This window comes from Meishania litoralis, from assembly GCF_042611095.1.
Lineage (GTDB): Bacteria > Bacteroidota > Bacteroidia > Flavobacteriales > Flavobacteriaceae > Meishania > Meishania litoralis.
Genome location: NZ_JBHFPV010000001.1, coordinates 407,946 through 421,827 on the forward strand (window position 1 = coordinate 407,946; position 13,882 = coordinate 421,827).

11 protein-coding genes are annotated in these 13,882 nt (G+C 43.4%); all 11 read right to left on the minus strand.

The features are described from left to right. Nucleotides 1–167: 167 nt before the first annotated feature. Entirely contained in the window at nucleotides 168–1,139 is a 972-nt protein-coding gene (locus tag ACEZ3G_RS01845) for an aldo/keto reductase (RefSeq protein ID WP_432423775.1), read from the minus strand. Further along, complete coding sequence (locus ACEZ3G_RS01850; protein ID WP_432423776.1) at nucleotides 1,136–1,333, minus strand: hypothetical protein; 198 nt, start codon at nucleotides 1,331–1,333, stop codon at nucleotides 1,136–1,138. The genes ACEZ3G_RS01845 and ACEZ3G_RS01850 overlap by 4 nt, the downstream gene beginning before the upstream one ends. Further along, on the minus strand, nucleotides 1,330–4,746 hold the full coding sequence (locus ACEZ3G_RS01855) for a HEAT repeat domain-containing protein (protein WP_432423777.1): 3,417 nt from the start codon (nucleotides 4,744–4,746) through the stop codon (nucleotides 1,330–1,332). The genes ACEZ3G_RS01850 and ACEZ3G_RS01855 overlap by 4 nt, the downstream gene beginning before the upstream one ends. A 20-nt stretch (nucleotides 4,747–4,766) precedes the next feature. Then, entirely contained in the window at nucleotides 4,767–5,624 is an 858-nt protein-coding gene (locus tag ACEZ3G_RS01860) for an alpha/beta hydrolase (RefSeq protein ID WP_432423778.1), read from the minus strand. 95 nt (nucleotides 5,625–5,719) lie between these two features. After that, nucleotides 5,720–6,730, minus strand: a complete 1,011-nt coding sequence (locus ACEZ3G_RS01865) for a glycoside hydrolase family 43 protein (RefSeq protein WP_432423779.1) — start codon at nucleotides 6,728–6,730, stop codon at nucleotides 5,720–5,722. Nucleotides 6,731–6,777: 47 nt separating this feature from the next. Next, nucleotides 6,778–7,395 (minus strand): DUF2306 domain-containing protein, encoded by a 618-nt coding sequence (locus ACEZ3G_RS01870; RefSeq protein ID WP_432423780.1) that lies wholly within the window; start codon nucleotides 7,393–7,395, stop codon nucleotides 6,778–6,780. 5 nt (nucleotides 7,396–7,400) lie between these two features. After that, the gene (locus tag ACEZ3G_RS01875) at nucleotides 7,401–7,772 is read right to left on the minus strand and encodes a VOC family protein (RefSeq protein ID WP_432423781.1); all 372 of its coding nucleotides are present in this window, start codon (nucleotides 7,770–7,772) and stop codon (nucleotides 7,401–7,403) included. Between the two features lie 208 nt (nucleotides 7,773–7,980). After that, nucleotides 7,981–9,711, minus strand: coding sequence for an alpha/beta hydrolase-fold protein (locus tag ACEZ3G_RS01880; RefSeq protein WP_432423782.1), 1,731 nt, complete (start codon nucleotides 9,709–9,711; stop codon nucleotides 7,981–7,983). Nucleotides 9,712–10,923: 1,212 nt separating this feature from the next. Beyond that, nucleotides 10,924–11,808, minus strand: coding sequence for a bifunctional 5,10-methylenetetrahydrofolate dehydrogenase/5,10-methenyltetrahydrofolate cyclohydrolase (locus ACEZ3G_RS01885; RefSeq protein ID WP_432423783.1), 885 nt, complete (start codon nucleotides 11,806–11,808; stop codon nucleotides 10,924–10,926). 25 nt (nucleotides 11,809–11,833) lie between these two features. Then, entirely contained in the window at nucleotides 11,834–13,171 is a 1,338-nt protein-coding gene (ffh, locus tag ACEZ3G_RS01890; protein WP_432423784.1) for a signal recognition particle protein, read from the minus strand. A gap of 193 nt (nucleotides 13,172–13,364) precedes the next feature. Then, on the minus strand, nucleotides 13,365–13,838 hold the full coding sequence (locus ACEZ3G_RS01895) for a hypothetical protein (protein WP_432423785.1): 474 nt from the start codon (nucleotides 13,836–13,838) through the stop codon (nucleotides 13,365–13,367). Nucleotides 13,839–13,882 lie beyond the last annotated feature (44 nt).

The following is a 13,882-nucleotide window of genomic DNA, read 5'->3' on the forward strand; positions in this document are numbered from 1 at the left end:
TACGCCTAAAATCATCGTTATAAGACCAGTATATAAAATAATATACAGCTGAAATTGAAGATTTTCAGGTAGGCACAAAGAATTGTTGGCCTCGATCGCATCAGTGTAGTAATTGTGAGGTACTAATCAAGAGTTCAATTAGCAGGCTGCGCTTTTTTAGAAGTAAATTATTGCGACCATTCGGTGGGTTTGCGATCCCAACGATGTTTTTTTAATTCTTGAAGTAGCTCATGGGAAAGCCCTTGCCCATCACTAATGGCCGTATTGGCCAATACGTTACGGGCCTTTCGCATTCCGGGAATCATGGTACCGACCGTTTTATTCATTGTAATAAAACGCAATGCCATTTCGGCCATAGTCATTCCTTCGGGAATCAACGGTCTCAAGGCGTCGGCATGTTCGACGCTCGAATTGAGGTTCTCGGGCACGAAATATGTACCTCTCCAATCCCCTTCGGGAAAAACCGTTTCTTTGGTCAACGTACCGGTCAAAGTGCCTTCATCAAACGGTACCCGAGCGATGACACCGATATCCATTTCATCACATAAAGGAAACAGTTCGTCTTCAGGGTTTTGGTCAAAAATATTGTATATGACCTGTACGGCATCTAACTTTCCCGTCTTTAGTGCTTTGATTCCATTTTCGGGTTCCCACCGATTTACGCTTACGCCCATTGCGGCAATTTTACCGGCCGCCTTTAAATCATCAATGGCGCGCTGCCATTCTTCTCGGTTGCTCCATCCGTCATCCCAGGTGTGGAACTGCATCAAATCTATCTGTTCAAGACCAAGGTTTTTCAAGGTCTTTTCGGTAAATTCAATAATATGTGAAGTCGGATAAGATTCTTCAAATGTGTACTCAGGTTTTGCCGGCCATTGGAAATTTTTGGGAGGAATCTTGCTGGCCGTGTATAACTTTTTATTCGGATGCCTTCGTACCAATTCACCTAATAGTTCTTCGCTATGACCTTCACCGTAACCCCAGGCCGTATCAAAGAAATTGACACCATTTTCAACGGCCAGATCCAACGATTCGGCGGACTGAATATCGTCAGATTCCTTCCACCCTGCCATGCCCCACATGCCATAGCCCACTTCACTTACCTGCCAATCGACCCTACCAAATCTTCTGTATTTCATTCTTCTTTGTTTCTTTTAATAAATTTTTCCCTGACCACGACATAAATCGCATATAATGCTCCAAAAACAACACCGTTGATTGACTTTTCCATTACCATTTCCTTGCCAAAATCACCTTCGATAATCAAAGCGATGGTTATAAAAAGAACAATGGCCACCAATACCTGAATGACAATTTTTTTCGCCTCCATCATAGGTTTTCTTTCTTAAGACTGGCCAAATATTCGATAACATCGCGTATCTCACGTTTTGTCATGGCACCGGCCATTGAAGGCATGCTGGACATGGAATTTTCACGTTTGCTGATCCGTTCCAAGGCAATTTCCATGGGTTCGGCATCATTCGTACGTAATATGAGTTCGCGGTCGGTTTCCTCGATTAGCACTCCGATTACCTCCTGGCCATCTTTGAGCGTGACAGTCACCGTACCAAAACCTGGTGCCAATCTCGCACTAGGATTGATCAACGCCTCCAACAATTGTTCCCTATTCAGGGTATTTCCGATATTGTCCAATGGAGGGCCTACCTGCCCACCGGCACCTCCCACCGAGTGGCAACGCACACATTGTCCGGTCGAATTATTATTGAAAAAATTGCGGCCCTGCCACCACTCACCACCTTCGAGGGTTTCTTTAAATGCTTCGACCGTGATCCCCGTTGATTTTAAAGCGCCCAAATCGGCAATCAATTTTTCGGATCCAGAAGCTTCGACGGCTTCAATCAAATCTAAAATTACAGCCGAGGATAGCTTTTCTGATTTGGCCTTGGCAATCATCTGGCCCAATACCGGTTCGGTTTTCGTCAATGGCATTTCGCCCAGTACTCCTAAAGCTTTTTGCTGCTCACGTATTGAGCCGTTGACAAAGACTGGATCTATGATTGCCGGTAAATCTTCCTTGGAAACATCTAGTTTTGTTACCAATCCCAGGGCCGTAGTGCGCACGTTGAAATCAGGGTCCTTCATCCCCGCCTGCATGGCTGATTTGATATTGTCGTAATTCAAATTACCCAAGGCCTCCAGCATGGCCGAACGAACTTTCGGCGATTTATGGGCTATCATAATTCTCCGCAATCGGTCGTTATGCGATTCAATTCCCAAAGCGCTCAAGGTTTTCGAAACCGCAACGAGGATATCCTCATCGGCTTCCAACAAAAATTCTGGAATAAGCCCTTCGATCTTTTGTCTTACCGGAGCGGCATCACGTTCTATCTCACCACGATACCGCCCATCTACGCGATCAAGTACCGACGGAGAGGCCCAAGTACCTACCGCCGCCAGAGCCTCACCTTTCAAATGGGCAGGCACCCCCGCCCGTTTTGCAAAAGCAACTAGGTTGTTCAGCTCTTGTTCACCACCTACCCTCAAAGCCGCATTAATTGCCCTTCGCAATAATGGTTCAGAGGTAAATCTTTCTTCGTTCAAAACAGCGGCCAGATCCGGCAAAGCTTGCTCAATGGACCAATCATCATTAATGGCACGTGCCGCCTCGGTAACGATAAATTCGTCTTCATCTTTAAGGAAGCGTGTAATCTCTGGGCTTTGCATTCGACGCAGTGCCAGCACCGCAGCGATACGGAGACTACGGTTGCCGTTCCCTTCCAAAGCGACGATCGGTGATTCTTCGCCGATTCTAGAAAGTGCCAAGACAGCGGCATGTCTCAAATAATTATCCTCATCATTGTTGGCCGCCAACATATCCAAGAGTGGCTGAACCGCTTCTTTATGCTTTATTCTTCCCAGAGCTTGGGCCGCAAAAAACTTCACACGGGCATTCGAGTGTTTAAGCAAGGGTATAAACGAAGCCCCGGCATTGGCATACTTCACATCTCCCAAAACCTTGGCCGCTTGAGCGATAATCTCAGAATCTCCATTTTCAAGAAGATCCAATAGAATTTCGGCAAGGTCATTATCAGTGCCCGCAAGCTGCCCGATACCCCAGATACTATGTATCTGTGCGTATTGATCGTTCGACTTTTCAAGTACTTTTTTAAAAGTCTTAAAACCTTTGTTTCCTCGCTTCGCCAATTCAAATTGTGCTTTTTGGCGAATGCGCATATCGGCATGTGAAAGCAATTGGGCCAAATCGTCACGTGATTGATCCGAATAATCAAGGGTCATCAACCTTTCTGTTTCTTTCCTTTCCGCTTCCAGGTCGTTATTTTCATCGGAAACATCCAATTTCCAGACACGTCCATAATTTTTGGTATTCCAACCATTGATCCAATCGGCCAAGTACAATGCCCCATCAGGTCCGAAACGTATTCCGGTGGGCAACACACCGCTCAAAATATCTTCTTCACCATCGAGTTCAAACGTTGCACCTTTTTGTTTGAGCCCGAAAGACCATATATGGGAATTGGTGGGGTTACCCACGAACTCGACCAAAAAGAATTTGTCGAGCCATTTTTTTCCAAGTGCGGTTCCAGGATTGTATATCATTCCAGTAGGACCGTTGTGGTAGTTCTGGATCGGGGGTAGAATATAGGCTGCCTGTCCCTCCCATCTTGGAACATATAGTTTTTCGTCCATCCAAACATTATAGCCATTGTTCATCGGATCGGTATATTTTCCGTATTGCCAATTGGCACGCCAACCCGCATCATGACCTTCCACGATATGCACCAAACGTTCGCTTTCACCCCTGTGGTCACCGTCGTTGTCGGAAGAAATGATATTGCCATAGGCATCGAACACGAACTCATGGGTGTTTCTGAGTCCGGCGGCAAATACTTCGAAATCGCTTCCATCGGGATTTGTCCTGACTATAATTCCTTGATTCGGATACTTATGATTCGTACCATCGGGCAAGGTAATATTGGCCCCAATGTCGCCAATACCCCAGTAAATTTTTCCATCAGGACCTTCAATCGCCCCGGACATGCCATGACCGCCAAACCCGATGTGGACCGCAAAACCATGAGCTAGGGAAGTTTTGGTATCCAAGACCTCATCATCATTTGTGTCGACCAATCGCCACATATCTGGGCCGACCCCTACAAAAACATCATCATCACGAACAAGCAACGCCCCGGCGCAATCGGTAATTTCTTCACTGAAATCATTAAGAATACGGGTCGATTTATCGGCCAAGCCATCGTTATTGACATCATCTAAACGCCAAACCTCCTCTTTTTCAACGGCTAGATCACGCCAATCGTGAATGGTGTCATTGTTCAAATCGGGAAACCACTCATTCTCCCCACTTTTTTCAGGCGCAAAAGTTTCCCTTAAAAAATTGCGCCGATCCTCAACGGTCTGCCAAGAGATGGAAGGGGTCATCCATTGGCGATAGCCACGAATATCGAATTCTGAATTCTTTTGACGATTGGTACGGGTCAAATAGATACTGCCTTTGTTATCGACCGACATTGCCACGGGATCGGGCGCCAATGAATCGGATGCCCAAAGTGTCAGATCTAATCCTTCGGCCACTACTGCCGGAGTATTTTCGCGAATTTCCTTGGCCCTCATCATGCCCGTAAGGGAATCTTCATAAATGACCAAAGGGGTTTCTTTGGGAAGCTTGGGCGTATTGTTACATGAAAGCGCCAAAATCGAGATGAGAAAAAGTGATACTGAAAACCGCATTATTGATATATATTTCATTAGTAATTTTTAATAAGTTCTTAGTGTTGATGAAAGGCGTCGGAAACAAATGAAAGCACCGTCGGAAGGGCATCACGCCAATACGTCCAGCTATGGCCGCCATCGCGGACGCGATATTCATGCGGTATCTCTTTTTTCTTCATTGCAATATGCACCAAACTGTTTCCTTCGTATAGAAAATCATCATCGCCACAGTCGATATACCATCGCACGGACTTAATATCATCAACGGGAACGCTTTCAATGAGATTCAGCGCACTATGCCTTTCAAAATATTCTTTTAACTCGGCATTGGTGTACTTTTCATTGCGTCGTTCGAATTGTTGCTTCAATTGGTCAATAGTAAGCGGCCCTACATATGCACTAAGCGGACAGGCAGAGGAAAAAAGCTCGGGACGATGTAAGGCATACATAAAAGAACCTCCCCCACCCATCGATAGGCCGGCCACGGCGCGGTATCTTTTTTCACCTTTGATACGGTATTTTTCTTCGACATGTGGCATAAGTTCTTCAAAGAAAAAATCCTCATACTTCCAATCGCCAACATTGAAATAACCCATACGGCCCGTATCAGCATCGGGCATTACTATGACCATGGGCGTTGCAGTACCATTTTTAATCGCTTCATCGGTTATTCGTAAAACCTCTCCAAATTGTACCCAGCCCGTATGGTCATCGGTGGCACCGTGCAAAAGGTACAGTACCGGATAGCTTCGCTCGGAAGTATCATAATCGGGTGGCAGGTAAACGGCATATTTGCGCTCACCATTTAAAATTTTACTGTGCATTGACCTATTGTCGAATACCTTGCCAGATTGTGCCAAAAGGGAAATGGGCACTGCCATTAACAAAATCAGTACGGCCGTTAAATATTTCATATTAAAGTGTTTTGAGCAATCAAGCTAACAAGATACTAAAGAAAAAGATATAAGGCGTTTAGAAATGGTGCGCATTTAATGACCTGATCCATGTATCAACGCACTCCTTTGAAAGTCATCTTTACCGGTTTGATCATGCCATCGGCATTGAACTCCATTTTATCCATACAGGTGACGCGATGGTCACGGTCTTCGTTCGGTATGGGTCTACGATGATAGACCATGATCCATTCATCGGTACCGGGTTTGTTGATAACGGAATGATGCCCGGCACCGGTGGCAATGTCGCCCTCTTTTGATTCCAATACAGTTCCGATCCGATTAAAAGGACCCATAGGGCTATCCGACATCGCATAAGCAACCTTATAGGAACCTTCGCCCCAATTACCCTCGGACCACATAAAATAGTAGATGCCCTTTCTTAAAAACATAAAGGGCCCTTCCACATAGCCTTCAGGGGTAATTTCCTTAAAAAGCTCTCCGTTTTCCCAGGGAATGAATCCGGTAAAATCATCATTCAGTTTTCCCAGATTGCAATGACTCCATCCCCCGTAGAAGAAATAATAAGTACCATCGACATCCTTGAACACAAATTGGTCGATTGGCTGGGCATCGTTGTAAAAATCGGAAATCAAAGGTTTGCCCAAATAATCCTCGAACGGCCCTCCCGGACTATCCGCTACAGCGACCCCGATACCCCCATAATGGTTGATATCATTGTTCGGGTCATAAGAAGATCTACCCGGTCTTTGAATATCATTGGCCCCAAAAAATAGAAAGTATTTGTCATTTTTTTCAATGATCGAAGGTGCCCAAAGGGCCTGTCGCAACCATTTGATTTTGGTGGTGTCGAGAATGTTTTCATGTTTTTGCCAATTCACCAAATCTTTAGAGGAAAAAGCATCGAAATGCAGTTGTTTGTCGTAGTCGTCGGAAAAAGTCGGATACACCCAATATGTACCATCAAAAACCGCCCCTTCGGGATCGGCATACCAACCCTCGAAAACGGGGTTACCCGAAGTAACGTCGGAACTTTCGGCCGTTACTATTTTATCTTTTTTTGGGGAATCCTTACATCCAACCGTAAAGAAAAAAATGATTAGCATTGTACAAATCGCGGTTCTTGAAAACATAATCAATCCATGGTTAAACATTAATCGATGATAAGGCCCTTTCTGTGAACCCAAAAATAGGCAAAGACAATATTGGGCACCCAACAGAGCCACGCCACAAAGCGATAGGCCTGTTCAAAATCACCCAGCCCCAATACCAACAATGGCAACCAAATGCGCAGGGTTACGGCGGCAAAACATGCGGCATAACTGTAAATCATCAAGCCCTGGTGCAATTGTAAATCTTTGTTTCGCACCGCGAAATACGCCTTGATCGAGGTATATAGCCATAAGAGGCCCAAACAGATAAAACCCAAGGAGGAAATTATTCCACCAGTTGCGTAAAAAGCGATATAAATGGCACAGACACTACTGATAATGGCCGAAATCACATATATCTTACCAATGTTTCGATGGCGTTTTAGATTGGCATTCCGTAATTTTTTACTGAACTGTGCCCAACCGATCAACAGCGCAACACCGCCAAAAAGTATATGGCCATAGAACCCGATATTCCAAAGTAAATTAGACAGTAAGGCCTCATCTTTCGAAGCCAAAAGTCCGAATTCGCGATCTATCACGAAATACAATAAGGGGTAAAGCCCAATGACAATCGCCAAAAAAACAAAAACGAACCATGCTACTTTATTCGTACCCATCTTTCTTAAACATGTTGGTCGACCAAAATGGTATTGCCATCAGGGTCGGTGATCACAAAACTTGCCGGTCCGGTAGTGGATTCATCGGCCTCACTGGCAAATTGAATGCCGTGGTTCTTTAAGTTTATTTGAATATCGCGCACATCGTCAAATGATTCCAATTTTTGGGCGTTTTCATCCCATCCTGGATTGAAGGTCAAAATATTGTTTTCGAACATACCCTGAAACAAGCCTACAAGGGCATTTTCGTTTTTCATAATGAGATAATTGCGTTCCATAGACCCCGCAAATACGGCAAAACCCAATTTCTCGTAAAAATCTTTTGAAACGGCCAAATCTTTGACCGCCAGGCTAATGGAAAATGCACCTAGTTTCATACATAAATGTTTTAATTTTTAATGGATGACCGCAAACGGTCATAAATAAACACCCGGTCAGGTCGAGCGCAGTCGAGAACTCATTTAAAATACATTAAGTTCAACTACCTCTCGACTACGCTCGAGGTGACACTAAATTATGATTGACGGCGGACAATCATATAATTTTTTGGGAAACGTTTCTATCCTCCATTTTTCAATTAACGCGTCATCGGTATCGCCAACTTGTCAAATCGGCACCCTTGGGAGCACTCTCGGCAATGCGTTTCATTATTTTAGGCACGTACATGCTATTATAACGTAGTCGACTTATGGCATTTGGCTGTTCGGGGTCACCGTTCCAACAGTGTTCGGCCCGATCGCCATAAAGCACTTCACCTGCGTAATAGGGCTCTGTTGTACTTTCCAAAAAATCTTCCATTAAATATACGGCATTGTTCAGGTAATAATTATCCATATCACCACAGTAGATATGGATCTTGCCCTTTAGGTCGTCACCGAGTTTGTGCCAATCACGCTCTAAGATATGTCGCAGGTCGTAATTCTCTTTCCAATATTCAGCTACCCTATGATCAATGTCACCGGTCATTTTGTCCCATAGCCTGACGGGATATCCGTCTTCGCCCTGAGGAGAATAAGTGGCTTCCCAAATATCCCATTGTTGCCCTGATCGCGATCTGTCGCCCAAAACCAGTTCTAAATGATTGCCTTCGCGCAAAGTCGATTGAACCTGCCCCAAATAATTGCGATGACTCGGCACTTCCAACTTTTTGTGCGCACTTTTATAGTAATAGGCATTGTCATCTTCATAAATATTGGTCAGGCAGTATGCCCTAAAATCGATTGGGTCGGGGCATGCGGCAAAACATCCGTTATATTCCTCGGGATATTTTACCTGTACCGCCAAGGCTTCCCAACCTCCTGTAGAACCGCCGTATAAAAAACGTGACCAACCTTCGCCGATACCCCGGAATTTTTTTTCGATATATGGAATAAGCTCATAGGTAATGGCATCGCCATAAGGGCCTTGGCTCGCCGAATTCACCGCATAGGAATCGTCGTAATAAGGTGTCGGATGTTGGATCTCGATTATCAACATGCGCGGAAAATCAGGTTCGTTCCAACGCTTATAAAAATCGTAGGCTTCCTGTTGCTGAATGATGTTATAACCCTCTAAATCAAAACGCTCAGAATATTCGGGTTCCAAATCGGAATCTGGTGGTGTGGTTCGGAATCCTCCAAAATCAGAAGGGAAATGTCCATGAAAAACCATAAGCGGGTATTTGGCCTCAGGGTGTTCTTCAAATCCCTTGGGCAACAAAACATGAGCGCCCAAATACATATCCCTTCCCCAAAATTCGGAGAGTTTTTCGGATCTGATCTTTATATGTTTTACCCATTCGGTGTCTTTGGGCTCTTCGATCGGGGGAATGACCTGATCCATTACCACATCTACATTTTGAATACCCTTCTCGCCCACATTTATCTTGAAAGGCTTGCTATAGAGGTTTCCAGGAGAACGATTCCATTGCTGGCCTTCACCATTGTCCATGGGCAATTTTACCGTATGTCCGGTCGATAGGTCAAATGTCTCGTAAACATGGAGCAGAGCCTGTACGTTGTACTCGCCCGGCGGCACTTTGGAAAGGCTCTCATAAGGAAATCCGAAGATATCAGCGTCAAAGACCTTTTTTTCGCCAGACCTCATCTGGTCTACGTTCATACCGAAAACCAATTGTGTATTCAATCCATCGTTGATTTGAAAGCGGGGTTCTTCTTCATCATTGATCGATAGCATCAGCAACAATCTACCATCTTTGGCCTCGCCACTGGCATTTTCAGAAAAAGAAACATTGATGGAAAAATCAGTATCAGATTTCGATTGGCACGAAACCAAAAGAAAAAAGGTCAAAACAGCAAACTGTAGCATGGTTTTCATAACGGTCGGAATTTGTAGAAAAGGTAACAATTTAGAACGACAACGAAAATACCAAACCCTTAATTCTGACGTTTTAAGTTAAGGTGCCGTACCTATCGAATTGTCAGCGATGAAAAAACTGGTTTGCCTATTATAGTTTTTAGCACCATCATTGCAATAAGCAGTTGGAATACCTATGTATGGTGCTGGCAGTTGGATAGAATTTGGAGGCGGGGTAACTGAAGACCTTCTATTGGCTGACTATAATAATAGCTTGCAAAGGACACTCTCAAAAGCTATGATAGATGGATCTAAGAGGTACTTGCTTAATAAAATTCCAAGAAATGAACTTACTAAGCAATTTATTGGTCAGAATGCGAGCATGGCCTCAAAATATTTTCAGAATAACTACAAGTTAATATATTATGGCCCAAATAATTATACTATAATACCAAAATAACTTACTATTATGATTTACAATTATCTTTTATTAGGGGGTGGGTGTCTTTTATTCAGTTTTCTATGGTTTTATAAAATGCGGAACACAAAGGAATATGGACCAAATCAACTAATTGATGATTTTGCAAAAAAATATAGTCCGTTATTTGAGAAATACAAACAATGGGAAATAGGAGGTATCGACATTCTAGTTGCTATTGTTTTCATTTTTGGAATAATATCTATCTATAATGTTTTAGCAGTACTATTTGATATTCCAGTAGTTTTTGAGAGCTTTTATGATTTTTAATGAAGCCCTATGCATATTTTAAGAATAAATAATATTTACAAATTAGATATAAGTTCTTTCTTTAAAAATTTAATATTCTCGATGAGTCAAATGCTCGTTTTCACTATAATTTTTATTGCTGGTATTTCAAATGAGGGTTATTCACAAGAAAATAAGTACATAGTTGATGAGGTACCATTAAAAAAAGGTTAAAACAGAATACGGTAGCATGGTTTTCATAACGGTCGGAATTTGTAGAAAAGGTAACAATTTAGAACGACAACGAAAATACCAAACCCTTAATTCTGACGTTTTAAGTTAAGGTGCCGTACCTATCAAATTGTCAGCGATGAAAAAACCATTTTGCCTATTATTACTTTTCACCGCCATTATCGCAATGAGCAGCTGCGATTATGACGATAGCAACGATATAGACATTATCATTCCCGGAGATAGTACCCAGGCAAAGGAATCAAAGGACTCTCGCCTCGCCGGTATGGAACAAACTATTCGGAATTGCGGTGCCTTTCCCTGGCCAAAAGGGTGTTTTTCAACAACATGGCAATGGTCATAGGACCTACCCCCCCGGGCACAGGGGTAATATAGGAAGCCTTTTTGCTTACATTTTCGAAATCCACATCACCTGTAATATAGTATCCTTTTTCTTTGGTATCATCGGACACCCGTGTAATACCCACATCGATAATGACAGCATCATCCTTGACCATTTCGGCTTTTAAGAAGTTCGGCACGCCTAAGGCGGAAATGACAATATCGGCCTGTGAAATAATCTGTGTAATATTTTTGGTATGGCTATGCGTAAGGGTTACCGTGGAGTTTCCGGGCCATCCCTTTCTTCCCATTAAAATACTCATCGGACGGCCCACAATATGACTTCTTCCGATAACAACAGTGTGTTTTCCTTTAGTATCGACTTTGTAGCGTTCCAACAATTCAAGTATACCGAAAGGCGTTGCCGGAATAAATGTGCTCATGTCCAAGGCCATTTTTCCGAAATTCATCGGATGGAACCCATCAACATCCTTATCTGGATGTACGGCCATAATCACCTTTTGGGTATCTATTTGATCCGGTAACGGTAGTTGAACAATAAACCCGTCGATATCATCATTCTCGTTAAGTTCTTTGATTTTCTTCAAAAGCTCCTGCTCAGAAGTTGTACTGGGCATTTGCACCAAGGTCGATTCGAAACCCACTTGCTTGCATGACCTGACCTTGCTGCCAACATAGGTAAGGCTTGCACCATCATTACCCACGATTACGGCTGCCAAATGAGGGACCTTCTCTCCATTTTCCTTCATTTTCGCGACTTCGGCGGCAATTTCTTCCTTTATTTGGTTCGCTATTTTTCGGCCATCCAGTAACTCCATATGTACTTTACTTTTGTTTAGCTTATTATCTAAGTCCTTTCATTCCGCCCATCATCTGCATCATCTTTTTTCCACCGCCGCCCTGCATCATTTTCATCATCTTGCCCATCTGATCGAATTGTTTCAACAACTGGTTGACCTCTTGTACATCTCTACCGCTACCTTTGGCAATACGTTTTTTTCGACTGGCATTCAACGTTGAAGGGTTAGATCGTTCATCGGGTGTCATCGAATGGATGATCGCCTCGATATGTTTAAATGCATCGTCGTCGATATCGAGTCCTTTTAGGGCCTTTCCTGCACCGGGAATCATCCCCATCAGGTCTTTGATATTCCCCATTTTTTTGATCTGTTGGATCTGGCTCAGAAAATCGTCAAAACCGAATTTGTTCTTGGCAATCTTCTTTTGGATCTTGCGCGCTTCTTCTTCATCAAATTGCTCTTGCGCCCGTTCAACAAGCGAGATGACATCGCCCATGCCTAAAATACGATCGGCCATACGCGAAGGATGGAAAACATCGATAGCCTCCATCTTTTCGCCCGTGCCAATGAACTTGATCGGCTTATCCACCACCGATTTGATGGAAATGGCGGCTCCGCCCCGGGTATCACCATCCAATTTTGTTAAGATGACCCCATCGAAATTCAATACATCATTGAACGCCTTTGCCGTATTGACCGCATCTTGACCAGTCATGGAATCTACCACAAAAAGTGTTTCTTGGGGTTCGATGGCACTATGGATATTTGAAATCTCGTCCATCATTTTTTCATCGACCGCCAAACGGCCGGCGGTATCGATTATGACTACATTAAACCCTTCTGATTTGGCCTTGGCTATACTGGCTTTGGCAATGGCAACAGGGTCATTGTTCTCACGGTCTGAATAGACTTCAACACCGATCTGCTCACCAACGACATGCAATTGATCGATTGCAGCTGGGCGATATACATCGCAAGCGACCAACAATGGTTTTTTAGACTTTTTTGTCTTTAGGTAGTTCGCCAACTTTCCTGAAAAGGTCGTTTTACCAGAACCTTGCAATCCTGACATTAATATAATCGAAGGCGTGCCCGAAAGATTGATTCCTTCTGTTTCACCACCCATTAATTCGGTCAATTCATCCTTGACGATCTTGACCATCAGCTGGCCCGGTTGTAAGGTAGTCAGCACGTTTTGACCCAAGGCCTTTTCTTTGACCCTGTTCGTAAACTCTTTGGCTATTTTAAAGTTGACGTCGGCATCCAGCAAAGCCCTTCGGACTTCTTTGGTGGTTTCCGCTACATTGATCTCGGTAATCTGCCCATGCCCCTTTAATACGTGTAGGGCCTTATCGAGTTTTTCACTTAAATTATCGAACATCGCTCACATCATTTTTTGAAGAGACGCAAATTTAACAATAACCACGGGAAAGAACGGCGGATGTCATTAAAAATATGTTCTTTCGAAACAAGGCGGCAACGGGTTACGGCTTATTTGCTTTGAGCAACTTGAAAAACCAAAAAAGGGCATCCCATGGGGATGCCCTTTTATATGAAGTGGGGCGAAAAAGGTATTAATTTTTGGTAAAGGTCAAGAAATCGGTAGTGCCATCGCCACCACTGATATCATATAACTCTATGGTAGTCGAAGTGTACTTTTTGATTTCCCAGTCATCTGAAAGCTCTTCAAAGAGGACCGGCGAACTGAATACGATGTTAAAATCGACATCATTTGAACTACTATCGTCATTGCTATTGTCAGAACTTGTAATCGACCATGCACCCGATAGGGCCGTACTTCCATTGCTGACCGCCAAAACCCCATCTTCTTGAAATGTAAAAACATAACCGGCATAATCGGAGGTTTCATCTTTATCTGAATCAAAATAGTAGGTGATCTTCCAATCTCCATTGGCTATCGCCGCTTGGATCTGCGGAATATCGGAAGCGTCGACAATTGACATATTGTCGTCATCATCTTTTGTACACGATTTAAATACCAATACCATCAAGACAAGTAGTGTAAGATTTTTCAAAGTAGTTTTCATATCTTATTGTTAATTTTTATAATGCTCCTTTTTATTGTTAAGTT